Source organism: Streptomyces sp. NPDC046759 (assembly GCF_040645475.1).
Lineage (GTDB): Bacteria > Actinomycetota > Actinomycetes > Streptomycetales > Streptomycetaceae > Streptomyces.
The window spans coordinates 140,981-164,162 of record NZ_JBEYYJ010000005.1; the positions used below are offsets into that span (position 1 = coordinate 140,981).

Consider the following 23,182-nt stretch of genomic DNA (forward strand, 5'->3'; position numbering starts at 1 on the left):
CCCCTGGCCCCACACGGCCCAGCCTTCGGCGCATCGGGGCAGGTCAGCGGGTGGGCGCGGTACTCCGGAAGGGAACAGTATGAAAAGAACACGAATGGAGCGGCGCTCGGCGTCGCACGGGTGAGGGCACCTCGGTGCCCGCCGGGGCCGACGGTGTTCCTGCGCCGGTCCCTCGCCGCTGGGGGGCGAGGGACCGGCCGGGCCCCGGGACCGTCAGTTCACGTTGACGGCGCTCCAGGCCGCCGCCACCGCGTTGTACTCCGTGCTGCCCGCGCCGTAGAGGTCCTTGGCGGCGTTCAGGGTCGCCGTCCGGGCCCCCGCGTAGTTCGTCGAGGAGGTCATGTAGACCGTCAGTGCCCGGTACCAGATCTTGCCGACCTTGTCCCGGCCGATGCCGGTGACCGTGGAGCCGTTGTACGTGGGCGAGTCGTAGCTGACGCCGTTGATGGTCTTCGCGCCGCTGCCCTCCGCCAGCAGATAGGCGAAGTGGTTGGCGACGCCGGAGGAGTAGTGGACGTCCAGATTGCCGACCGAACTGCTCCAGTAGTCCGCCGAGTTGCCGTCCTTGGACGGCTTGTCCATGTAGCGCAGGGCGGTGTGGCCGAAGCCGGACTTCACGATCTTCTCGCCGATGAGGTAGTCACCGGGGTCGGACGGGTTGTTCGCGTACCACTCCACCATCGTGCCGAGGATGTCCGAGGTGGCCTCGTTGAGGCCCCCGGACTCGCCGGAGTAGGTCAGCGCGGCCGTCTTGGAGGTGACCCCGTGGGTCATCTCGTGCCCGGCGACATCGAGGGCGACCAGCGGCCCGAAGGTGGTGCCGTCACCGTCGCCGTAGGTCATGCAGAAGCAACTGTCGTCCCAGAAGGCGTTGTTGTAGTTGCTGCCGTAGTGGACGCGGTTGTACGAGCCCTTGCCGTCGCCCGCGATGCCGCTGCGCCCCTGGACGTTCTTGTAGTAGTCCCAGGTCATGTTGGTGCCGTACTGGGCGTCGACGGCGGCCGAGGCGCGGTCGGAGGTGGTGCCGGTGCCCCAGTGGTTGTCGGCGTCCGTGAACAGGTCCGCGGGGGCCCGGCTGAAGCAGATGCCGAAGAAGCACAGGTCGGTCTTGCCCTCGGCGTCACCGGTGTAGGTGTTCCCGCGCGTCGGGTCCTTGAGCTGGTACGACGAGCCCGACTGGGTCGTCTCCAGCGGCACCGTCCCGCTGTACAGGGACTTGCCGTCACCGGCGGCGGTCTCGATGCTGTCCCAGGCGTCGATCTGCCGGCCGGTCCGGGCGTCGGTCAGCACGGTGCGGGCGACCGGGTTGCCGAGCGAGTCCAGGCCGACCGCGTTGGTGCGCCAGGCGAGCTTCGGGGTGCCGTGCAGGGCGTCGACGATCAGCTCGGGCCTGGCCTTGACCTGCTTCAGCGCGTTGCCGAGGTTGACCGCGCGCAGGGCGTTCACGGCCAGGTCGGCGGCCTTGGCGGCCGGGACGTCCGGCAGGACCGCGCCGAGGGATATCGTCCCGCGGGTGGCCCGGTTGGCGCTGCGGTAGGCGCCGTCCGGGGCCAGGTGGACCACGAAGTCGCCGCCCAGCACGGGCAGGCCGTGGTAGGTGCGGTCGTAGCGGACGTGCTGGGTGCCGTTCCCGTCCACGATCACGTCGCGGACGCTGGTCTTCTCGGCGGAGGTGAGGCCCAGGCTCGCCGCGTGGGCCAGGAGCGCCGACGCGGCGTTCTGGACCGCGGTGGACCGGGTCGGTCTCGGGTCGGCGTGGGCGGCGGGGGAGAGGGCCACGGTCAGCAGGGTCGCGGTGGTCAGGGCGACGCCGGTGGTGGTGGTGAGACGACGGGATCCTCGGACGTGCTGGCGTATCCGGCTCATCGGTCTCCTCGGGGAAGCGCCCGTCTGGGTGTGGGGGCGGCGCTGATGTCCTCAGAGATTTAAGGGGCCATGACATGTCATGTCCATAGTCCCTTCATGGAGATGTGTGAGGAGCCGAAGGGGGTACAGAATCGTTTCCGTGATCGCTTCCGAGCCCGGGACCGCGCTGCCCTTCTTCGTCTACGGCACTCTCCGCCCCGGCGAGGTCAACCACGACCTGTTCCTGCGCGGGCGCACCGCGTCGGAGGAACCGGCCCGGCTGCCCGGCGCGGCGCTCTACGACGGCCCCGGCTACCCCTACGCCGTGGAGCGGCCGGGCGGCGGGATCCGCGGCGAACTGATCACCGCCCGGTCGGAGACGTACGCCGGGCTGCTCGCCACCCTGGACCGGCTGGAGGAGTACGCGCCGGGCGACCCCGGCAACCTCTACGAACGCGTCGTCCGCGACGTCGTACGCACCGCCGACGGCACCCCCGTGCGGGCCTGGGTCTATCTGGCCGCCCCACGGGTCGCCGCCGGCCTGCGGACGCGCGGGAACCCGATCGCGGACGGCGACTGGCTCTCCCGCCGCTGAGTCAGCCCAGCAGCGCCGGCCCCTCCGGCACGTCGATCCCGAACTCCTCCGTCACCACGCGCCGCGCCTCCGCCTCGTCCGTCAGCTCGCGCTCGGTCACCGTGCCGTCGGCGCGGGTCTCGGTCAACCGGGCACCGTCCAGGCCGAGATGACGCTCCGTGGTGGTGCGCTGCAGCAGGGGGCGGCGGGTGAACGGAGAACGCGGGCTGGTGCCGACGTACCAGTTGAACACCTCCAGGTCCGAGGCGGCGAACGGCTCCAGCGTGAAGGCGTACTGACCGGCCCACTCCCGCGCCCGGCGGTCGTACGCCTGCAACTCCCACAAGGGCAGCGGGCCTTCGTGCGGCAGCACCACCAGCCGGTGCCGCCGGCCGCCGCCCTCGAACCTGGTGCCGGTCACCAGCGGCACCGGCAGCAGCAGCGCGCCCGGCGCACCGAACCCGACGTCCGCGAGATACGGCTCCGGCTCGCCCGGCACCGCGACCCGCAGCATCGCATGGGTGCGCGGCCGGCTCTCGGGCGTCCGCGCACCCACCACCACCCGCCCGGCCAGCTGTGTCACCTCGAACCCCAGCGCCCCGAGCGCCAGGCCGAGCAGGGAGTTGTGCTCGTAGCAGTAACCGCCGCGCCGGCCGTGCACCATCTTGGCCACCAGATCCGCCGGGGCGAGCGACGGGACCCGGCCGGAGAGGGCGTCCAGATTCTCGAAGGGCAGGGACAGGGAGTGCGCCAGATGCACACCCCGCAGCGTCTCCAGGCCGGCCCGCCGGCCGCCCTGCCATCCGATGCGGTCCAGATAGGCGTCGAGGCCGATGTCCGCGAAGTCTGCCATTCCCCGAACCTACGCCCGCCTGCCGCTGCCCGCCGCGGTCCACGGACCGGTCCCCGCTACGGCCGTGGTCCTACGACCTCCACCCGCACCGCGCACGACTTGAACTCCGGCATCCGGGACGTCGGGTCGAGGGCCGGGTTGGTGAGGGTGTTGGCGCGGCCCTCGCCCGGCCAGTGGAACGGCATGAAGACGGTGTCGGGGCGGATGGCCGGGGTGATGCGGGCCGGCGCCACCGCGCGGCCGCGCCGGGAGACCACGCTGACCGGGTCGCCCTCGGCCGCGCCGATGCGGGCCGCGAGCCGTGGGTGCAGCTCCACGAACGGACCGGGTGCGGCGGCGTTCAGCTCGGCGACCCGTCGTGTCTGCGCCCCCGACTGGTACTGGGACACGACCCGGCCGGTGGTCAGCAGCAACGGGTACTCGGCGTCGGGCTCCTCCGCCGTCGGCCGGTGGGTCACGGCGACGAACCGGGCCCGCCCGTCCGGGGTGGCGAAACGGTCCAGGAAGAGGCGGGGGGTGCCGGGGTGCACGGGGGGTTTTGCGGCGGAGCGGGTGACCGCGTCCGCCTGGGGGTGTGCGGCGGTCATGGTCCCGGGAGTCTCGGTGGCCCCCGCCGCCGGGCGCGGGGCGGACCCGGCGCCGGGGCGTGGCGCCGCCTCCGCGTCGCGCGGCGCGGCAGGGCCGGTGCCGCCGGGCGAGCCGCCCGGGCCGGAGCCGGTCCCCCGGGAGCGGTCGGTGTCCGGGCACGGCCAGAACACCCCGTCCTCCTCCGCCAGCCGCCGGTACGTGATGCCGGAGTAGTCCGCCGGACCGCCGGCGCTCGCCCGGCGCAGTTCCTCGAAGACCTCCTCCGGGTCGGCCGGAAAGCCCTTCTCCACGCCGAGCCGCGCCGCCAGTTCGCGCAGCACGTACAGGTCGCTGCGGACACCGGGCGGCGGGGCGATCGCCCGGCGGCGCAGCAGGACCCTGCCCTCCAGGCTGGTCGTCGTACCCGTCTCCTCCGCCCACTGGGTGACCGGCAGCACGACGTCCGCCAGCTCCGCCGTCTCGGAGAGGACGACGTCGGCCACGGCCAGGAAGTCCAGCGAGCGCAGCCGTTCCTCGACGTGCGCCGCGCGCGGCGCCGACACCACCGGGTTGGAGCCCATCAGCAGCAGCGCCCGGACGTCCGTGCCGAGCGCGTCGAGGAGTTCGTACGCGCTGCGTCCGGGGCCGGGCAGGCTGTCCGGGTCCACGCCCCACACCGCGGCCACGTGCCGCCGCGCCTCGGGGTCGTCGAGCTTGCGGTAGCCGGGCAGCTGGTCCGCCTTCTGGCCGTGTTCGCGTCCACCCTGTCCGTTGCCCTGCCCGGTCAGACAGCCGTACCCCGACAGCGGGCGGCCCGCGCGGCCGGTCGCCAGGCACAGGTTGATCCATGCGCCCACCGTGTCCGTCCCCTTGGACTGCTGCTCCGGACCGCGCGCGGTGAGCACCATCGCCGCCTCCGGCTCGCAGAACAGCCGTACCGCCTCCCGGAGTCGGGGAACGGGCACCCCCGTGATCCGTTCCACCTGCTCCGGCCAGTGCGCCATCACCGCGGCCCGGGCCTCCTCCCAGCCCGTCGTGCGCTCCCGGATGTACTCCTCGTCCGTCCGCCCCTCGGCCACCACCAGGTGCAACAGGCCCAGCGCCAGCGCCAGATCGGTGCCCGGGCGCGGCGCCAGATGCAGGTCGGCCTGCTCGGCCGTCCGGGTCCGGCGCGGGTCCACCACGATCAATGTGCCGCCGTTCTCCCGCAGTTCGGTGAAGAAACGCAAGGACGGCGGCATGGTCTCGGCGAGGTTGGAGCCCACGAGGATCACACACCCGGTCCGCGGGATGTCCTGAAGCGGGAAAGGCAGGCCCCGGTCGAGACCGAACGCCTTCGTGCCGGCCGCCGCGGCCGACGACATGCAGAACCGGCCGTTGTAGTCGATCTGCGAGGTGCCGAGCGCCACCCGCGCGAACTTCCCCAGCGCGTACGCCTTCTCGTTGGTGAGCCCGCCCCCGCCGAACACACCTGTCGCGTCGGCGCCGTACTCCTGACGGGTGCGCCCGAGCCGCTCGGCGATCCGGTCCAGCGCCTCGGCCCAGCCCGCCTCGACCAGCCGGCCACCGGAGCGCACCAGCGGCGAGGACAGCCGCACCCCGGGCGCCAGCACCTGGGCGGCCGTACGGCCCTTGCCGCACAGCGCACCCCGGTTCACCGGGAAGTCCGCCCGTTCGGACACCTCGACGCCCCCCTCCGGCAGGGGCGTGATGTTCATCCCGCACTGCAGGGCGCAGTACGGGCAGTGGGTGGGCGTCGAGGTGTCCGTTTCCATGCCGCCAGCGTGCGGCGAGCGTGTTACGGCCCCGACCGCCTCCGGTTACGCGCCCGGCACGGCGACCTCCCCGCCGGACCGGAGGCGGCGTGAGGTGCCGGTCGCCCTTCCTACTGCCGGCTCAGCGAGCGGCTGACGCCCGCCGCGATCGTCGTCGCCAGCACCCAGCCGGTGACGATCAGCACGTACGACAGCCACTGGTACCACCCGTCCGGCGCGTACGCCCCCTCCTGGCCGAAGTCGATGATCGGCAGCAGCAGGTCGAGGGTGTAGAAGAGCGGGTTGAACGCGGGCGCCTCGGAGGGCTTGAGAGCGGGCGGACGGTGCAGGGCGAAGGCCAGCGTGCCGGTGCACAGCAGGAGCAGCAACCAGCCCGCGGCCCGCATCGGACGGAAGCCGTAGCCGACGGCCGCGTCCTGCAGGCAGCCCCACACCCGGGCGTAGGCGGGCAGGGTGCGGCGGTGCCGGCGGAGCTTGGCCAGCTGCACGGTGCGCGCGGCGGCGTCGTCGCCCACCGTGCGGTATGCCGTGGTCAACTGCTCGTACGGATAGGGGAGATAACTCTCCTGCTCGCGTTCCAGCAGCGCAAGACGCTGCTCGGCCGGCAGGTGCGGGGCCAGGACGCGGTAGCTGAGCCCGTCGATCTGCACCTGCTCGGGCCACACCTCGGGCGGCACGTGCAGCAGGTCGAGCTGGGCGCGGCGCAGATTCACGGAACCCTCGATCGGCGCGGCCTCCCGCAGCCACAGCTCGCCGATCACACTGCTGCTGGCACGCAGGGCCTGGCCGCCCGGGTTCGACAGACGGGCGTGGGCGAGGTTGAGCTGGCGGGGAATCCGGGCACCGCCCAGATTGACCCGGCCACGGGTGCGCAGCCGCATGGCGTGCAGGTCGGTGCCGACCGTCAGGACCTCTGCGTGCAGAGCCGTCTCTCCGGGGGCGTTCAGTTCCGCGTCGTTGAGGTTCACCTGGTTGCGGACGACCGCTCCGTTCAGGTGCACCTTGCCGTGCGCGACCAGCCCGGGGGCCCACACGTCCGTGGCCACCTCGGCGTGGTTGAGCTGGAGCACCGGCTCCTCGGGGACCTCGCCGGGCCTTCCGAGCCGCGCACCGTTCACGAAGAGCGCTCCGGACAGCCTCGCCCCCTGGAGCCGTACCGGACCCGTGATCCGGCAGCAGGTGAGCCGCACCACCCCTTCGGCGCGCAGATTCCCGGCCGTCAGGCCCGGCAGCACCGAGTCGCTCAGGACCAGGGCGACGACCTGTGCCGCGTACAGCCGGGGCGCCTGATCGAAGTGGCAGGAACGCAGCCGGACCGGATGGCCGACCGTGCCGTGATCGAGGTCCAGCCGCCCGGTGATCCGCGCGCCCGTCACCTTCAGACCGGCGATCCGGCCCTCCCCGACCGGGCCGTCCAGCAGCAGTTCCCGCAGCACCTGCGCCCGTAGCGTCCGCCGCGGACCCCATGAGGCGCCCTGCGCGGTGTCCTCGTCGTCGCTCTCCCGGAAGTCGACGCCCTCGCCGAGCGGGAAGGCCTCCCGGACGCGGCGCTCGGCGGGCGTCAGATCTGTGACGTCCATGCTCAGTCCCGCGCCTGAGCCAGGGCCTCGCTGACCCCGTGCTCCTTCGGCCCGAGGAACATCGGATCGGGGCGGAACACCGCGTCCAGCACCGCCTTGCCCGCCGCGAACACCTCGCGCGTCCCGCCGTAGTACCAGGTCGCGTCGTGCTCGGCGTCCACCCCGACGCCGTACGAGTCCACCCCCGCCGCCTCGCACAGCGCCACCGCCCGCCGGATGTGGAAGCCCTGGCTGATCAGCACGGCCCGGTCCACGCCGAAGATCTTCTTGGCCCGTACACAGGAGTCCCAGGTGTCGAACCCCGCGTAGTCGCTGACGATCCGCTTGCCCGGCACGCCGTGCCTGCTGAGATAGGCGCGCATGGCGTCGGGCTCGTCGTAGTCCTTGCGGCTGTTGTCCCCGGTGACCAGGACGACGTCGACCCGGCCCGCCCGGTACAGCTTCGCCGCCGCGTCCAGCCGGTGCGCGAGGTACGGCGACGGCTCCCCGTTCCACAGCCCCGCCCCGAACACCACGGCGACCTGCGCCCGCGGAGCGTTCGCCGTCGTGCGCAGCCGCTCCGCCGTGGACACGTACAGCCAGGTCATCGGCAGCAGCGCCAGCACACATCCGGCCATCACGGCCTGCACCAGCCGCCGCCGGCCCCTACGGGTGCGCGGCAGCCGCGGTCGACGGATCTTCATAAGGCCCCCCAGGGATCTGCTGTCGACCTTGGAGGACGCCACCGGCACCGATCCGGTTCGCCTCACATCGCGCATCCGTACGACGTGAAGCGGCGGAAAACGCTCGTGACGGACCGGCAACGGCCGCGCAACGTGACGCCGTCAGGATCCTTTCATGACGGCGTCGCACCTTCCCCCCTCCGAGTTCCCCGTCCACCTCGACAGCACGGCGCACCTCATGGACAGCATCAGCAGCCGGCTCGCCGGGCAGCTCCGGCTCGTCTCCCCGCTCCGGCACCGCCGCGCGGTACCGCCGGCCCTCGTCCTGGTCGCCCACGGCAGCCGCGACCCGCGCGCCCTGGAGACCGTACGGGCCCTGGCGGACCGGGTACGCGAACTGCGCCCCGCCGTCCCCGTCCGCCTGGGCCACATCGAGCTGAACGAGCCCCTGCTGCCGGACGCCCTCGCCGCCCTCGGCGGCGGTCCCGCCGTGCTGGTCCCGCTGCTCCTCTCCCGCGGCTACCACGTCCGGCAGGACATCCCCGGTGCGGCCGCCGCCGCACCGGCCCGCACCCGCGTGGCCGCCCCGCTCGGCCCGCACCCCCTGCTCGTGGAGACCCTGTACGACCGCCTGCTGGAGGCCGGCTGGCCGCCGGTCATGGACGGGTCGACGCGCCGCTCGAGCGCGGTCGTCCTGGCCGCGGCCGGCTCCCGCGACCCCGACTCGGCCACCGACACCCGCCGCACGGCCCGCCTCCTGGCGGACCGGCTCGGCGTGCCGGTCGTACCGGCCTATGCCTCCGCGGCGAACCCGACCGTCCCGACGGCGGTACGGGCTCTTGCCGCGAGGGGCCGGCACCGGGTGGCGATCGCGTCGTACTTCACGGCGCCGGGACGCTTCGCGGCCCAGTGCGCACAGGCGGCACCGTGGGTGGCAGCGGCACCCTTGGGGGCCCACCCGGCGATGGCCCGCCTGATCCTCCACCGGTACGACCAGGCACGGGTGACGGCGGGTGCGGAACTGGCGTCGGCCTGAGGTGAGGGGCGGCGAGAACTCCCCCAGGGGCGCACGGCTGTGCCGACGTGCGGCTCCGCCGCGTGGGCGCGACGAACCACGATGCACGCGCACCCGCCCGAAAGCCGATCTCGGCGGACGAGCGGGCATACTGTCGAAGAATGGAAGGCACCGCACTCAGCTATGACCCGGCTGCGATGGAGCGCTGGGCCGCGGAACCGGACAAACGTCCCGGCCGCACTGCCTTCCAGCGCGACCGCGCCCGCATCCTGCACTCCGCCGCCCTGCGACGCCTCGCCGGCAAGACACAGGTGGTCACCCCGGGCGCCCGCAGCCAGGCATGGGACGCCAGCCCCCGCACCCGGCTCACCCACTCCCTCGAATGCGCCCAGGTCGGCCGTGAACTCGGCGCGGCTCTGGGCTGTGACCCCGACCTGGTGGAAGCCGCCTGCCTCGCCCACGACCTCGGCCACCCGCCCTTCGGACACAACGGCGAACAGGCCCTGAACGCCTTCGCGGACGACTGCGGCGGCTTCGAGGGCAACGCCCAGTCCCTCAGGCTCCTCACCCGCATCGAGCCCAAACGGTTCACCGAGAAGGGTTCCGTCGGCCTCAACCTCACCCGGGCCACCCTCGACGCGGCGACCAAGTACCCCTGGCCGCGCGGCGCCCACCCCACCGACCCCGCGTCCCGTAAGTTCGGCGTCTACGACGACGACCGCCCGGTGTTCGACTGGGTCCGGGCGCACGCCCCCGGCACCCGCACCTGCTTCGAGGCGCAGGTCATGGACTGGTCGGACGACGTGGCGTACTCGGTGCACGACGTCGAGGACGGTCTGCACGCCGGGCACATCGACCCCAACTGCCTGCACGCGGAGCCCGAGCGGCAGGCGGTGTTCGAGGTCGCCGTCGGCCGGTACGTCCCGGCCGGCACCGACCCGGCCGAACTCTCCGCCGCCCTCGACCGCCTCCAGGACGAGGAGTGGTGGCCGCACGGCTACGACGGCACGGCGGTCGCCCAGGGCCGCCTGAAGGACGCCACCAGCCAGCTCATCGGCCGGTTCTGCCTGGCCGCCGAGGGCGCCACGCGCGCCGCGTACGGCGCCGGCCGGCTCACCCGCTACGGCGCCGAACTCGCCGTACCCCGCGAGACCCGTATGGAGTGCGCGGTGCTCAAGGCGGTCGCGGACCGGTATGTGATGCAGCGCGCGGAGCAGGAGCGGCTGCGCGCCGATCAGCGGGTCGTCGTGGCGGAGCTGGCGGAGGCGCTCACCTCCCGCGCGCCGGACGGGCTGGATCCGCAGTTTCGGGCACTGTTCGACGGGGCAGGCGACGACCACGCACGCAAGCGGGTGATCGTCGACCAGATCGCCTCCCTCACCGACGCCTCCGCGCGCTCCCTGCACGCGAGACTTACGGGGCATATGTGAGGGGAACATGACCGGCCGTGGCCTGATCGGGTCACTCCCTCTTCCCGCATCACGCCGCGTGCGGGACGCTCGCATGTGGCGGCACCCTTACGAGGAGGCATCAAGTGGTCGACGCGGATCAGACATTCGTCATCGTGGGGGGCGGTCTCGCCGGCGCGAAGGCGGCCGAGACGCTCCGGGCGGAGGGCTTCACCGGCCGGGTGATACTGATCAGTGACGAGCGCGACCACCCCTACGAGCGCCCGCCGCTGTCCAAGGGCTTCCTGCTCGGCAAGAAGGAGCGCGACAGCGTCTTCGTGCACGAGCCGGCCTGGTACGCGCAGAACGACATCGAGCTGCACCTCGGCCAGTTCGTCGACCGCATCGACCGTACGGCGAAGACCGTCCGCTTCGGCGACGACGGCACCCTCGTCCGCTACGACAAGCTGCTGCTCGTCACCGGCGCCGAACCCCGCCGCCTGGACGTCCCGGGCACCGATCTGGCGGGCGTGCACCATCTGCGCCGGCTCGCCCACGCCGAACGGCTCAAGGGCGTGCTGAGCTCGCTCGGCCGGGACAACGGGCACATCGTGATCGCGGGCGCCGGCTGGATCGGCCTGGAGGTCGCGGCCGCGGCCCGCGAGTACGGCGCCGAGGTCACGGTGGTCGAACCGGCGCCGACCCCGCTGCACGGCGTGCTCGGACCGGAGCTGGGCGGCGTCTTCGCGGAGCTGCACCGCGAGCACGGCGTCCGCTTCCACTTCGGGCGGCGGCTCACCGAGATCGTCGGCCAGGACGGTGTGGTCCTCGCGGCCCGCACCGACGACGGCGAGGAGCATCCGGCGCACGACGTCCTCGCGGCGATCGGCGCGGCACCCCGCGTCGGCCTCGCGGAGGCGGCGGGCCTGGAGATCGCGGACCGGGCGCAGGGCGGCGGCATCGTCGTCGACGAGCGGCTGCGCACCTCCGACCCGGACATCTACGCGGCCGGTGACGTGGCGAACCTCCCGCTCGGCCTGTTCGGGACCAGGCTCCGGATCGAGCACTGGGCCAACGCCCTGAACGGCGGACCCGCCGCCGCGCGGTCCATGCTGGGCCAGGAGGTCGTCCACGACCGCGTGCCCTACTTCTTCACCGACCAGTACGACCTGGGCATGGAGTACAGCGGCTGGGCGCCGGCCGGGTCGTACGACGAGGTGGTGATCCGGGGCGACGCCGGGAAGCGGGAGTTCATCGCGTTCTGGGTGAGGGAGCAGCGCGTGCTGGCCGGGATGAACGTGAACGTGTGGGATGTCACAGAGAAGATCCAGAAACTGATCCGTTCCCGGGCGCAGGTCGACACGGAGGCCCTGGCGAACCCGCACGTCCCCCTGGACGGCTTCGCCTCCTGACCACCGCGAGCCCCGGAGCTGTCGCACCACCCCCGTAGAATTCACGCGTGGCAGGACGGATCAACGACGAGGACGTGAAGGCGGTACGGGACGCGGTCCCGATCGACGCCGTGGTCTCCGAGTACCTCCAGCTGCGCAACGCGGGCGGCGGCAACCTCAAGGGCCTGTGCCCGTTCCACGACGAGAAGTCGCCGTCCTTCCAGGTCAGCCCGAGCAAGGGACTCTTCCACTGCTTCGGCTGCCAGGAGGGCGGCGACACCCTCACCTTCGTGATGAAGGTGGACCACCTGTCCTTCTCCGAGGCGGTCGAGCGCCTGGCCGCCCAGGCCGGCATCACGCTGCGCTACGAGGAGGGCGGGTACAACCCGGCCCACCAGCGCGGCGAGCGCATCCGCCTGGTCGAGGCGCACAAGATCGCCGCGCAGTGGTACGCCGAGCAGCTCGCCACCGGTCCCGAGGCCGAGACCGGCCGGGTCTTCCTCGCCGAGCGCGGCTTCGACCAGGCCGCCGCCGTGCACTTCGGCGTCGGCTACAGCCCCCAGGGCTGGGACCACCTCACCCGCTACCTGCGCGGCAAGGGCTTCACCGACAAGGAACTGATCCTCTCCGGCCTCTCCCAGGAGGGCCGCCGCGGCCCCATCGACCGCTTCCGCGGCCGCCTGATGTGGCCCATCCGGGACATCGGCGGCGAGGTCGTCGGCTTCGGCGCCCGCAAGCTGTACGAGGCGGACAACGGTCCCAAGTACCTGAACACGCCCGACACGGCGATCTACCGGAAGAGCCAGGTGCTGTACGGCATCGACCTGGCGAAGAAGGAGATCGCCAAGACCAGCCGGGCGGTCGTGGTCGAGGGCTACACCGACGTCATGGCCTGCCACCTCGCCGGGGTGACGACAGCCATCGCGACCTGCGGTACGGCCTTCGGCGGCGAGCACATCAAGATCCTGCGCCGGCTGCTGATGGACAACGGCTCGGCCCGTGTGATCTTCACCTTCGACGGCGACGCGGCTGGGCAGAAGGCCGCCCTGCGCGCCTTCGAGGACGACCAGAAGTTCGCCGCCGAGACGTACATCGCGATCGCGCCCGACGGGATGGACCCCTGCGAGCTGCGCCTGGCCAAGGGCGACGAGGCGGTCGCCGACCTGGCCGAACCGCGCACCCCGCTGTTCGAGTTCGCCCTCCGTCAGATCGTGAGCCGGTACGACCTGGACACCCCGGCCGGCCGCGCCGCCGCGCTGGACGAGGCGGCGCCCGTCGTGGCCCGCATCAAGAACAGCGGCGCCCAGCACGAGGTCGCCGTCGAACTCGCCGGCATGCTCGGCATCCTGGACACCCAGTTCGTGGTCCGGCGCGTGGCCCAGCTGGCCCGCTGGGCGCGGGACCGCGGCGGACGGGCCCCGCAGCAGGACCGGCCGCGCGGCGCGGACCAGCAGTGGGCCGCCGCCCCGCCTCGCCCCGCCTCCTCCGGCCCCGCGCTGACCCTGCGCAACCCGGTCCACGCCGCCGAACGCGAGCTGCTCAAACTCGCCCTGCAGCGCCCAGAGCTGGTCTCCCCGGCCTTCGACGCCTACGGCCTGGACGAGTTCACCGCGCCGCCGTACACGGCCGTGCGCCAGGCGATCGCGGAGGCGGGCGGCGCCGAGTACGGCGTTTCGGATCCGCAGGAGTACCTGGTCCGGGTCCGCGAGGCCGCGCCCGACGACACGGTGCGCGCGATGGTCACCGAGCTGGCCGTCGAGCCGATCCTGCGCCGCACGGTGGACGAGACCTACGCGGGCACGGTCCTGGTGCAGATCCGCCGCCGCGCCGTCGAGCGCCGCATCCGCGACATCCAGTCCCAGCTCACCCGTCTGACCACCGGCGGCGACCCCGCCCGGCTGGCCTCGGTGCAGAACGAGATGTGGGTCCTCCAGCAGTACGACCAGGGGCTTCGGGAGCGGGGCGCCGAAGCGCTCTAGTGCTGTGACCGGAAAGGTCTGCCGCGAGCCGGTGAACCTTTCCGGTCGCAGCACCAGGCGGCCTCGGAAGGGAAGACCGGGGTCACCGCGCGTATCAGACGGTCCGCGAACTCCTGCTCCCGCTCGGCGGGTTGCGGGTACTGGGCACGGCGGACCGTCACATGGATTTCGTACAGGAGTCCGGACGCCCGGGGATCCTCCCAGATCAAGGCGGAGTACGGCGCCCGGTTTTCCTGCGCCGATCACCGTCCGGTCACGGACCGGATGCAAAAAGTCACCGCAAGCCCCTCGTGGCGGGGATGTGTCTTACTCCACACTGGGGGCGTTGCCCGAGTCCCTGGGGCCCGTCCCAGGAGCGCAGGCCGTCGACTCTCCGCTCCCGAAGCACCGCTGCGCACACCTTCAGCAGCGATCATCCTGGAGGTCGCCCCCGTGCAGACCCAGACCCTCACTGAGACCGACAGCGCCACCAGTACCACCGCGGACGAGCCGGACGCGGAGTCGGACGTCCTCGTGGCCGTGCCCCCGCAGAGCCGTGCCGTCCTGCACTCGGAGGCGGCGCCGGCCGAGCCGGCCGAGCCGGCCGAGCCGCCGGCGGAAGCACTCGTGGACGAGCCCGAGGAGACCGGCGAAGCGCCCGAGCCCGCCGGGACCCCGGTCTCGGCCCGCGCCGAGACCGGCGGCCCCTCCGCCGACCTGTTCCGCCAGTACCTGCGCGAGATCGGCCGTATCCCGCTGCTCACCGCGGCCGAGGAGGTGGAACTCGCCCGCCGGGTCGAGGCCGGCCTGTTCGCCGAGGAGAAGCTGAGCAACACCCCGGACCTGGACAGCCAGTTGGCGCTCGACCTGGACCGGCTGGTGGTCATGGGCCGGATGGCCAAGCGCCGGCTGATCGAGGCCAACCTGCGGCTCGTCGTGTCGGTCGCCAAACGCTACGTCGGCCGTGGCCTGACCATGCTCGACCTGGTCCAGGAGGGCAATCTCGGGCTGATCCGGGCGGTGGAGAAGTTCGACTACGCCCGCGGCTACAAGTTCTCGACGTACGCCACCTGGTGGATCCGCCAGGCCATGTCCCGGGCCCTGGCCGACCAGGCCCGCACCATCCGCGTCCCGGTCCACGTGGTGGAGCTGATCAACCGGGTCGTCCGGGTGCAGCGCCGCATGCTGCAGGAGCGGGGCTACGAGCCGATCCCCGAAGAGGTCGCCGCCTACCTCGACCTGCCGCCCGAGCGGGTCTCCGAGGTGCTGCGCCTCGCCCAGGAACCGGTGTCCCTGCACGCCCCGGTCGGCGAGGAGGACGACGTCGCCCTCGGCGACCTGATCGAGGACGGGGATGCGGCCTCGCCGGTCGAGTCGGCGGCGTTCCTGCTGCTGCGGGAGCACCTGGAGGCCGTCCTGTCCACGCTGGGCGAACGCGAGCGCAAGGTGGTCCAGCTCCGCTACGGCCTCATCGACGGCCGCCCGCGGACCCTGGAGGAGATAGGCCGCCTGTTCGGGGTCACCCGGGAGCGGATACGGCAGATCGAGTCCAAGACCCTCAACAAGCTCCGGGACCACGCGTTCGCGGATCAGCTGAGGGGATACCTGGACTGAAAGGGGGCCGCCCGCAGGCGGCCCCCCTGCGCCTAGTCGACCTCGGCCACAGCCTGCGCGAACTGGGCCTTGTAGAGGCGGGCGTACGCCCCGTCCGCGGCCAACAGCTCCGCATGCGCGCCCTGTTCCACGATCGACCCGTTCTCCATCACCAGAATCGTGTCGGCGTCCCGGATCGTCGACAGCCGGTGCGCGATCACGAACGACGTCCGCCCCGCCGCGAGCTTCGCCATCGCCTTCTGGATCAGCACCTCGGTCCGGGTGTCCACCGAACTCGTCGCCTCGTCCAGGACCAGGATCGTCGGCTCGGACAGGAACGCCCGCGCGATGGTGATGAGCTGCTTCTCACCCGCGCTGACGCCCGTGCCCTCGTCGTCGATCACGGTGTCGTAGCCGTCGGGCAGCGTACGGATGAACCGGTCCGCGTGGGCCGCCCGTGCCGCCTCCTCGATCTCGCCGCGGGTCACCTCGCGCGCGGCGCCGTACGCGATGTTCTCCGCGATCGTGCCGCCGAACAGCCAGGTGTCCTGCAGCACCATGCCGATCGCGGACCGCAGTTCGTTGCGGGACATCCTGCGGATGTCCACACCGTCGAGCGTGATCCGGCCCCCCGACACGTCGTAGAACCGCATCAGCAGGTTGACCAGCGTGGTCTTGCCCGCACCCGTCGGGCCGACGATCGCGACCGTGTGACCGGGCTCGACCGTGAGGGACAGGTCCTCGATCAGCGGCTTGTCCGGGTCGTACCGGAAGGACACGTGCTCCAGCCGCACCCGCCCGCGCAGCTCCGCCGGCCGCTCGCCCGGCACCGGGTCCGCCTCCTGCTCCTCCGCGTCCAGGAGTTCGAAGATCCGCTCGGCCGAGGCGACACCGGACTGCACCAGGTTCGCCATCGACGCGACCTGGGTCAGCGGCATCGAGAACTGCCGCGAGTACTGGATGAAAGCCTGGACGTCACCGATGGACAGCGCACCGGACGCCACCCGGAGGCCGCCCACCACGGCCACCAGGACGTAGTTCAGGTTCGACACGAACATCATCAGCGGCTGCATGACGCCGCTGTTGAACTGCGCCCGGAACGCGGCCTGGTACAGCGCCTCGTTCTGCTCGGCGAACTGCTGCGCCGACTCCTGCTGCCGGCCGAACACCTTCACCAGGGTGTGCCCGGTGTACATCTCCTCGACGTGCGCGTTCAGCTTGCCGGTGGAGCGCCACTGCTGCACGAAGTGCGGCTGCGAGCGCTTGCCGACCCGGGTGGCCACCACGAACGACAGCGGCACGGTGACCAGCGCGACCAGCGCGAGGATCCAGGAGACGTAGAACATCATCGCGAGCACGCCGATGATGGTCAGCAGCGAGTTGATGAGCTGGCCCATCGACTGCTGGAGCGTCTGCCCGATGTTGTCGATGTCGTTGGTCGCCCGGGAGAGCACCTCGCCGCGCTGGCGCTTGTCGAAGTACGACAGCGGCAGCCGGGACAGCTTCGTCTGCACCTGCTCGCGCATGCGGTACATCGTGCGGTTCACGGCCCGGTTGACCAGCCTGGTCGCCACCGCCATCAGCAGGCCGGCGACGAGGAACGTGCCGAGCGCGAGCAGCAGGACGTTCCCGACGGCACCGAAGTCGATGCCCTTGCCGGGCGTGAAGTCGGTGCTCTTGAGCATGTCCGCGATGGAGCCCCGGCCGTGCGCACGCATCTGCGCCAGTACCTGCTCCTTGGTGGCACCGGCCGGCATCTGCCGTCCGATAATGCCGGAGAAGACCAGGTCGGTGGCCCTGCCGAGGATCTTCGGGCCGATGACGTTCAGGGCCACGCTGACGACCACGCACAGCAGCAGGCCGTAGATGGTGACCCGTTCGGGCCTGAACTGGGAGACGAGTCGCTTGCCCGATCCCTTGAAGTCCATCGAGCGCTGGTCGGGGCCGCCCCCGGTCATCATGCGTCCCATGGGCCCGGCCATCAGGCTGCCTCCGCTTCCGTCAGCTGGGAGAGCACGATCTCCCGGTAGGTCTCGTTGCCCGCCATCAGCTCGTGGTGCCGGCCGGAGCCGACGACCCGGCCCTCGTCCAGCACGACGATCCGGTCGGCGTCCCGGATGGTCGCCACCCGCTGGGCGACGATGACGACGGTGGCCTCGCCCGTCTCGCGGGCGAGCGCGGCGCGCAGGGCCGCGTCGGTGGCGTAGTCGAGCGCGGAGAAGGAGTCGTCGAAGAGGTAGATCTCCGGGCGCTGGACGAGGGTGCGGGCGATGGCCAGGCGCTGGCGCTGGCCGCCGGAGACGTTGGTGCCGCCCTGCGCGATCGGCGCGTCGAGCCCGCCCTCCAGCTTGCTCACGAAGTCCTTGGCCTGCGCCACCTCCAGCGCGTGCCACAGCTCCTCGTCGGTGGCGTCCGGACTGCCGTAGCGCAGGTTGGTGGCGACCGTGCCCGCGAACAGGTACGGCTTCTGCGGCACCAGTCCGACCGTCTTCGCGAGCAGCACCGGGTCGACCTGCTGGACGTCCACGCCGTCGACGAGGACTTCGCCCTCGGTGGCGTCGAACAGCCGGGGGACCAGCCCGAGCAGGGTCGACTTGCCGCTGCCGGTCGAGCCGATCACGGCGGTCGTCTCACCCGGCCGGGCCACCAGGTCGATGGACCTCAGCACCGGCTCCTCGGCACCCGGATAGCGGAACCCGGCACCCCGGATCTCCAGATGGCCGTGCCGGCGCAGCTCGGTGACGGGCGCCGCCGGCGGCACCACGCTGGAGTCGGTGCCGAGGACCTCCTGGATGCGTTCGGCGCACACCTCCGCGCGCGGCACCATCATGAACATGAAGGTGGCCATCATCACGGACATGACGATCTGCATCAGGTAGGCGAGGAACGCGGTCAGGTCGCCGATCTGCATCCCGCCGCTGTCGATGCGGTGCGCGCCGAACCACACCACCGCGATGGAGGACAGGTTCACCACCGTCATCACCATCGGGAACATCAGCGCGAGCATCCGACCGGTGGCCAGCTGCATCTCCGTCAGGTCGCCGTTGGCCTTGCCGAACCGGCCCTGCTCGTACTCGTCGCGGACGAAGGCACGGATCACCCGGTTGCCGGTGATCTGCTCGCGCAGCACCCGGTTCACCGTGTCCAGGCGGACCTGCATCGAGCGGAACAGCGGCCGCAGCCGGCGCACGATCAGCGTGACGCAGATCGCCAGCACGGGCACGACGGCGACCAGCACGCCGGACAGCGGCACGTCCAGCCCGAGCGCCAGCACGATGCCGCCCACGCACATGATGGGCGCCGACACCATCAGCGTGAACGACATCAGGACCAGCATCTGGACCTGCTGTACGTCGTTCGTCGTACGGGTGATGAGAGAGGGTGCACCGAAGTGACCCACTTCACGCGCGGAGAAGGACTGCACCCGGTCGAAGACGGAACCGCGGAGGTCCCGGCCGAGCGCGGAGGCGGTCCGGGCGCCGTAGTACACGGCGCCGATGTTGCACACGACCTGCGCCAGCGAGATGGCGATCATCAGGGCGCCGAAGGACAGGATGTAACCCGTGTCGCCCTTCACGACACCGTTGTCGATGATGTGCGCGTTCAGCGTGGGCAGGTAGAGGGTGGCGCAGGTCTGCAGGAACTGCAGCAGCACCAGCAGGGCGATGGGTTTCTTGTAGGGCCTGAGACAGGTCCGCAGGAGTCGTATGAGCACGCTAGGTCTCTCGGGGTCGGCGACGGGGCTGGTCCTGTGCCCTTGGCCCCTATCGTCGGACACTCCACCCGCGTTACCTCAACCGATTAACCCGAGGGCGAAGCCCGTACGGCCCCATGAGCCCAGGGTGTTGTGCTCCCTTATCGCCAGTCATGGGCGAAATGCCCCTGGGTGAGTCTGTTCCCGCACCGCCACGAACTGCTGCCGCACCGCCTGGCCCACGGCCAGCTCGTCGCCCGGCTCCAGCACCTGCGCCGCCGCGCCCTGCCAGGCCGGCGGGGTGCGCGGATCGAGTGCGCCCTGCGACACGCCGAGCGCCCAGGCCGCCTGCCGGGCCGCTCCGATCGCCGCGTAGTCCGCGGGCTGCGGCACGACGACCTGCGCGCCGAACAGCGAGGGTGCCGAGGCCTGCACGGCGGGCAGCTCGGCGGCCGGCCCGAGCAGGAAGATCCGCCGCACGTCCACGCCCCGCCCGCGCAGCACGTCCAGTGCGTCGGCGAGCCCGCACAGCATCCCCTCGAACGCGGCCCGGGCCAGATGCTCCGGCTTCATCGACTCGCGCCTGAGACCGGCGATCGTCCCGGCGGTGTGCGGCAGGTTCGGCGTCCGCTCACCCTCCAGGTAGGGGAGGAGGACGAGCCCGTGCGCGCCCGGCGTGGACTTCACCGCCAGCTCGGACAGGCTCTCCAGGTCCGGCAGGCCGAGGAGTTCGGCGGTCCCGCGCAGGGCCCGTACGGCGTTGAGCGTGGTGACGACCGGCAGGTGCATGCCGGTCGCGTCGGCGAGGGAGGTGATCATCCCGGACTGGTCGGTGAGGGCTTCCGGATGCACGGCCATCACGGACCCGGAGGCGCCGAGCGACACGACCGCGTCCCCCAGCCCGATCCCGAGCCCGAAAGCGGCGGCCATGGTCTCCCCGGTCCCGGCGGAGATCAGCAGCCCCTCCGGGGTGGTGCCGGCCGCGTCCGACGGGCCGATCACCTCGGGCAGCATCGCCTGGTGGCCGAGTGCCAGCTCGACCAGGTCGGGCCGGTAGCCGCCGGTCGCGGCCGACCAGTACCCCGTGCCGGAGGCGCCACCGCGGTCGGTGGTCCTGCGCACCGGCCGCCCGAGCAGCTGCCAGACCAGCCAGTCGTGCGCCTGGAGCAGTACGGCCGTCCGGCGGGCGTTCTCCGGTTCGTTCTTGGTGAGCCAGCGCAGCTTGGTGACGGGCTGCGCGGCCGACGGTACGCACCCCACGGCCTGCGCCCAGGCCTCACGGCCGCCGAGCGCGTCGATGAGGTCGGCCGCCGCGACCTGGGCGCGCTTGTCGCCGCCGACGAGTGCCGGGCGGACGGTGTTGCCCTGGGCGTCGAGCGGGATCAGCGCGTTCTGCTGCGCGGACACGCCGATGGCCTGGACGCCCTCGAGGAGGCCGCCGCCGGCCGCCTCGCCCAGGGAGAGCAGCCAGGCCTGCGGGTCCACGTCACTGGGGCGGGCGCCGTCCGGCGTCTCGACCGGATGCGGCGCGTACCCCTGCCGTAGTACGGCACCGGTGTCCGTGTCGCAGACCACGATGCGTGTGAAGTCCGGTGAGCTGTCCAAGCCGGCGACTATCCCCATGCGGAGAATTTTGCAGCATCGGCGGGGTGCCCGTTGCCCTGCGGTGCCGGACCGCCCTGGCGAGTCCCCCTACGTGTCGCTCGTGCCCCAGTCGTCCTCGGGCGTGCCGTTCAGGTTCCGCTCCCGGAGGGACCGGACCCGCTGGGCCACGGTCTCGGGCACCCGGTCCCCGACCTTGTGGCTGACCGTGTGGAAGGCCTTGCCGGCGTACTGGCGGCCCTGCTGGGCGGCGGTCTCGGCCGTGTTGCGCACGGTGGGGTTCTGCGCGAGCCGCCGAGCGGACTTCTTCAGCTGCTCGTAGCGCTCGCGACCGGCCCTCGTGCCGAGTACGTAACCGAGGGCCAGTCCGGCGACGAATGTGAGCCGGTAGCGCATGGCTGCCACCCTTCCCTTGCCTAGGTCTGCGGTGCGACGTGGGCGCCGGGGGGAACCGATTGGCGGAGCACCCCCCTGCTTGCGCTAATGTATGTGTCGCAGCGAGCGCCCGCCCCCTGGCGAATACCCAGGTAGGTACGTTCGATGCAATCGAGGCGATCCTCCGTAGCTCAATTGGCAGAGCAGCCGGCTGTTAACCGGCAGGTTACTGGTTCGAGTCCAGTCGGGGGAGCTTCGGTCCTCCGTAGCTCAATTGGCAGAGCAGCCGGCTGTTAACCGGCAGGTTACTGGTTCGAGTCCAGTCGGGGGAGCGCAGTGAACGAGGACCCCTTGGGGGTCCTTTTTCATGCCCGCGGGAACCGCCGTGCCTGCGCCGAGGTCCTCAAGGTCATGAGCAGCGCAGAAGCCGACCATCCGAAGCAGGAGATCGTATGAGCGGCTATGCTGCGGCAGACGGCGCGCACACGTGTACGCGACACGCCGCTATGGGGCGGTAGCTCAGCCGGTTAGAGCAGCGGACTCATAATCCGTCGGCCGTGGGTTCGAGTCCCACCCGCCCCACCAAGCGCAGGTCAGAGAAACGTTCTGACCTGCGGAAATGCATTTTGATGCTGCTGGATTCGGGACTCTGACCCGACGGGGTGACCCCGTTGGGTGTTACTTCGGCGTGCGTCTGGGTCAGCAGTTGTTGCCGGGGCTGTGACCTGGTGATGCAGTGGCTGCGGAGGCAGCAGGTCGCCGCGGAAGCGCGGCCGGGGGACGCGCAGGGGACGCGGGGTTTCAGAGCCGGAGTGCGCCGCGCCCGCGTGTCGGGGTCGACGGGGCGGGAGAGCGTCGCCGAGGCAAGTCGGCGACGGTGGTGTCCCGCCGATCCGGGTCGACCGAGTGGGCTCCCTGATGTGCCGCTCCGCGCTTGAACAGCCGGTGTGGCACGGAACGTTGTGGGGTTCGGCGAGGACGATCTGCGGGCGCCGGCCGGGGCTCGGTCGTTCGAGCGGGGGCTGGGTTGCCTGGACGCGGTGAACGGTCTTGAGGTGGGGGAGAGTTCGGTCACCGCCGTGGTGCACGCGGTACGGATGTCTACGAGGTGGGGCTCGACTTCGGCGGGGACGAGGGGATCTCTGGGTGGTGCGACTCCGCCGGCCGCGCCGACGACCGGCAGTGGGAGCAGCTCGCCGGCCTGTCGCGCCAGACACGTCCGGCCGAGGCGCTCGGCGTGTACCTGCGGCTGGTCGATCGAGCGAAGGAGCCGACCGGGGACCGCGCCTACGAGCACCTGGCACGGCTGCTGCTGGGCGCACGTGAGTGCCATCGTGCCCTGGGGACCGAGGAAGCGTTCACCGCACATCTCGCCGGCCTGCGGGCGGAACTGAAACGCAGACGCAGGCTGATGAGCATCCTCGACCGGCATGGGCTGTGAAGGCGGGCGGCCCCGGCGCCTGCTCACTGCGTGCTGGACGGCCCCTGCCAGTCCTTGAGATCGATCAGTCCTTGAGATCGATCGTCCTTACCGGCTGTCCGGTCGTACGGGCGATCGTCTCGAAGTCGCGGTCGTAGTGGAGCAGTGTCAGCCCCGCCTCTTCCGCGGCAGCAGCGACCAGCAGGTCGACGGGGCCGGCACTGCGGTGCTCGCCCTTGGCGGTGAGCAGTTCCTGGACGACGCGTGCGCGCCGGTAGATGCCGTCGGGCACGGGGCACCAGGTGTAGTGGGCGTTCAGGGCGCGCCTCACGTGCTCCCGGTCCGCTGCCGAACGGGCTGAGTAGAGGACTTCCAGTTCGGTGATGTCGCACAGGGCGACGAGTCCCGCGCCGATCCTGTCGTCCCACTCGGCCGTGGTCCGGCCGAGCAGGACGCGGGCGAGGGCGGAGGTGTCGATCAGGTAGTCGGCGACGGTCACGCATCTGCTCCTGCGTCACGGACACCGTCGCCACCGGTCGGCCGGTATGTGCTCTTGTCGAGGAGGACGTTCACGTCCAGTGCGCCCTCGGCGACCAGCTCGCGGGCTTCTGCCAGCGCGCGCAGTCGCCGGTAGCGAGCCGTAACCTCCCGCAGGGCGGTGTTGATGGTGTCGCGCTTGGTCGTGGTGCCGAGTTCCTTGGCCGCGGCCTCCAGCGCCTCGTCGTCGAGATCGATCACGGTGCGGCTCATGGCGCTCCCTGTGTATACGTAGTCGTATATCAATATACATGATCCTTGATATCTGAGCGATGGGTGGGGACGGGGGCCGCGATAGCTGTCGCAGGCACCGATGGGGAAGAATCCCGGGACGACGGCGTCACGCCGAGGCT

General features: G+C 71.6%; 18 protein-coding genes and 3 tRNA genes. 10 read left to right on the forward strand and 11 right to left on the reverse strand.

All coding sequences use genetic code 11. The features are described 5' to 3' along the window. Positions 1-213 precede the first annotated feature (213 nt). Positions 214-1,866 (reverse strand): M4 family metallopeptidase, encoded by a 1,653-nt coding sequence (locus tag ABZ919_RS08970; RefSeq protein WP_361244378.1) that lies wholly within the window; start codon positions 1,864-1,866, stop codon positions 214-216. 139 nt (positions 1,867-2,005) lie between these two features. On the opposite strand from ABZ919_RS08970, the gene ABZ919_RS08975 reads away from it, so the two are divergent. Continuing rightward, complete coding sequence (locus ABZ919_RS08975) at positions 2,006-2,440, forward strand: gamma-glutamylcyclotransferase family protein (protein WP_361244380.1); 435 nt, start codon at positions 2,006-2,008, stop codon at positions 2,438-2,440. Position 2,441: 1 nt separating this feature from the next. Here ABZ919_RS08975 and ABZ919_RS08980 read toward each other — a convergent pair whose 3' ends face one another. The 4 genes from ABZ919_RS08980 to ABZ919_RS08995 form a co-directional block, all read right to left on the reverse strand. Then, positions 2,442-3,272 (reverse strand): arylamine N-acetyltransferase, encoded by an 831-nt coding sequence (locus ABZ919_RS08980; protein ID WP_361244382.1) that lies wholly within the window; start codon positions 3,270-3,272, stop codon positions 2,442-2,444. A 56-nt stretch (positions 3,273-3,328) separates the two neighbouring features. After that, entirely contained in the window at positions 3,329-5,614 is a 2,286-nt protein-coding gene (locus ABZ919_RS08985; RefSeq protein ID WP_361244385.1) for a molybdopterin oxidoreductase family protein, read from the reverse strand. Between the two features lie 110 nt (positions 5,615-5,724). Further along, a complete protein-coding gene (locus ABZ919_RS08990) occupies positions 5,725-7,194 on the reverse strand; it encodes a membrane-associated oxidoreductase (protein WP_361244387.1) in 1,470 nt (489 codons plus the stop codon). A 2-nt stretch (positions 7,195-7,196) separates the two neighbouring features. Beyond that, positions 7,197-7,877 (reverse strand): ElyC/SanA/YdcF family protein, encoded by a 681-nt coding sequence (locus ABZ919_RS08995; protein ID WP_361244390.1) that lies wholly within the window; start codon positions 7,875-7,877, stop codon positions 7,197-7,199. 154 nt (positions 7,878-8,031) lie between these two features. Here ABZ919_RS08995 and ABZ919_RS09000 point away from each other — a divergent pair, with 154 nt between their 5' ends. The 5 genes from ABZ919_RS09000 (at position 8,032) to ABZ919_RS09020 (ending at position 15,222) form a co-directional block, all read left to right on the forward strand. Next, on the forward strand, positions 8,032-8,892 hold the full coding sequence (locus ABZ919_RS09000; protein ID WP_361244392.1) for a sirohydrochlorin chelatase: 861 nt from the start codon (positions 8,032-8,034) through the stop codon (positions 8,890-8,892). 140 nt (positions 8,893-9,032) lie between these two features. Beyond that, a complete protein-coding gene (locus ABZ919_RS09005) occupies positions 9,033-10,301 on the forward strand; it encodes a deoxyguanosinetriphosphate triphosphohydrolase (protein WP_361244394.1) in 1,269 nt (422 codons plus the stop codon). 104 nt (positions 10,302-10,405) lie between these two features. After that, the gene (locus tag ABZ919_RS09010; protein ID WP_361244397.1) at positions 10,406-11,671 is read left to right on the forward strand and encodes an FAD-dependent oxidoreductase; all 1,266 of its coding nucleotides are present in this window, start codon (positions 10,406-10,408) and stop codon (positions 11,669-11,671) included. Between the two features lie 47 nt (positions 11,672-11,718). Further along, complete coding sequence (gene dnaG / locus ABZ919_RS09015; RefSeq protein ID WP_361244399.1) at positions 11,719-13,629, forward strand: DNA primase; 1,911 nt, start codon at positions 11,719-11,721, stop codon at positions 13,627-13,629. Positions 13,630-14,019: 390 nt separating this feature from the next. Beyond that, positions 14,020-15,222 (forward strand): RNA polymerase sigma factor, encoded by a 1,203-nt coding sequence (locus ABZ919_RS09020; protein WP_361244933.1) that lies wholly within the window; start codon positions 14,020-14,022, stop codon positions 15,220-15,222. A gap of 32 nt (positions 15,223-15,254) precedes the next feature. Here the strand turns inward: ABZ919_RS09020 and ABZ919_RS09025 are convergent, their stop codons facing one another. From ABZ919_RS09025 to ABZ919_RS09040, 4 genes are all read right to left on the reverse strand, one after another. After that, a complete protein-coding gene (locus tag ABZ919_RS09025) occupies positions 15,255-17,183 on the reverse strand; it encodes an ABC transporter ATP-binding protein (RefSeq protein ID WP_361244402.1) in 1,929 nt (642 codons plus the stop codon). After that, positions 17,183-18,916 (reverse strand): ABC transporter ATP-binding protein, encoded by a 1,734-nt coding sequence (locus ABZ919_RS09030; protein ID WP_361244405.1) that lies wholly within the window; start codon positions 18,914-18,916, stop codon positions 17,183-17,185. Before ABZ919_RS09030 ends, ABZ919_RS09025 begins: the two co-directional genes overlap by 1 nt. Positions 18,917-19,066: 150 nt before the next feature. After that, a complete protein-coding gene (locus tag ABZ919_RS09035; protein ID WP_361244408.1) occupies positions 19,067-20,518 on the reverse strand; it encodes an FGGY family carbohydrate kinase in 1,452 nt (483 codons plus the stop codon). Between the two features lie 69 nt (positions 20,519-20,587). After that, positions 20,588-20,893: a YtxH domain-containing protein gene (locus ABZ919_RS09040; protein ID WP_361244411.1), complete on the reverse strand. Its 306-nt coding sequence runs from the start codon at positions 20,891-20,893 to the stop codon at positions 20,588-20,590. 159 nt (positions 20,894-21,052) lie between these two features. Between ABZ919_RS09040 and ABZ919_RS09045 the strand changes: the two genes are divergently transcribed. The 4 genes from ABZ919_RS09045 (at position 21,053) to ABZ919_RS09060 (ending at position 22,313) form a co-directional block, all read left to right on the forward strand. Continuing rightward, positions 21,053-21,125, forward strand: a tRNA-Asn gene (locus ABZ919_RS09045). Positions 21,126-21,131: 6 nt separating this feature from the next. Beyond that, positions 21,132-21,204, forward strand: a tRNA-Asn gene (locus tag ABZ919_RS09050). A 176-nt stretch (positions 21,205-21,380) separates the two neighbouring features. Continuing rightward, a tRNA-Ile gene (locus tag ABZ919_RS09055) sits at positions 21,381-21,457 on the forward strand. A gap of 523 nt (positions 21,458-21,980) precedes the next feature. Continuing rightward, complete coding sequence (locus ABZ919_RS09060) at positions 21,981-22,313, forward strand: hypothetical protein (RefSeq protein WP_361244414.1); 333 nt, start codon at positions 21,981-21,983, stop codon at positions 22,311-22,313. A gap of 64 nt (positions 22,314-22,377) precedes the next feature. On the opposite strand, the gene ABZ919_RS09065 is transcribed toward ABZ919_RS09060, so the two are convergent. Both ABZ919_RS09065 and ABZ919_RS09070 read right to left on the reverse strand, forming a co-directional pair. Then, positions 22,378-22,791, reverse strand: a complete 414-nt coding sequence (locus tag ABZ919_RS09065; RefSeq protein WP_361244416.1) for a PIN domain nuclease — start codon at positions 22,789-22,791, stop codon at positions 22,378-22,380. After that, on the reverse strand, positions 22,788-23,042 hold the full coding sequence (locus tag ABZ919_RS09070; RefSeq protein WP_361244419.1) for a type II toxin-antitoxin system VapB family antitoxin: 255 nt from the start codon (positions 23,040-23,042) through the stop codon (positions 22,788-22,790). Before ABZ919_RS09070 ends, ABZ919_RS09065 begins: the two co-directional genes overlap by 4 nt. Between the last annotated feature and the right edge of the window lie 140 nt (positions 23,043-23,182).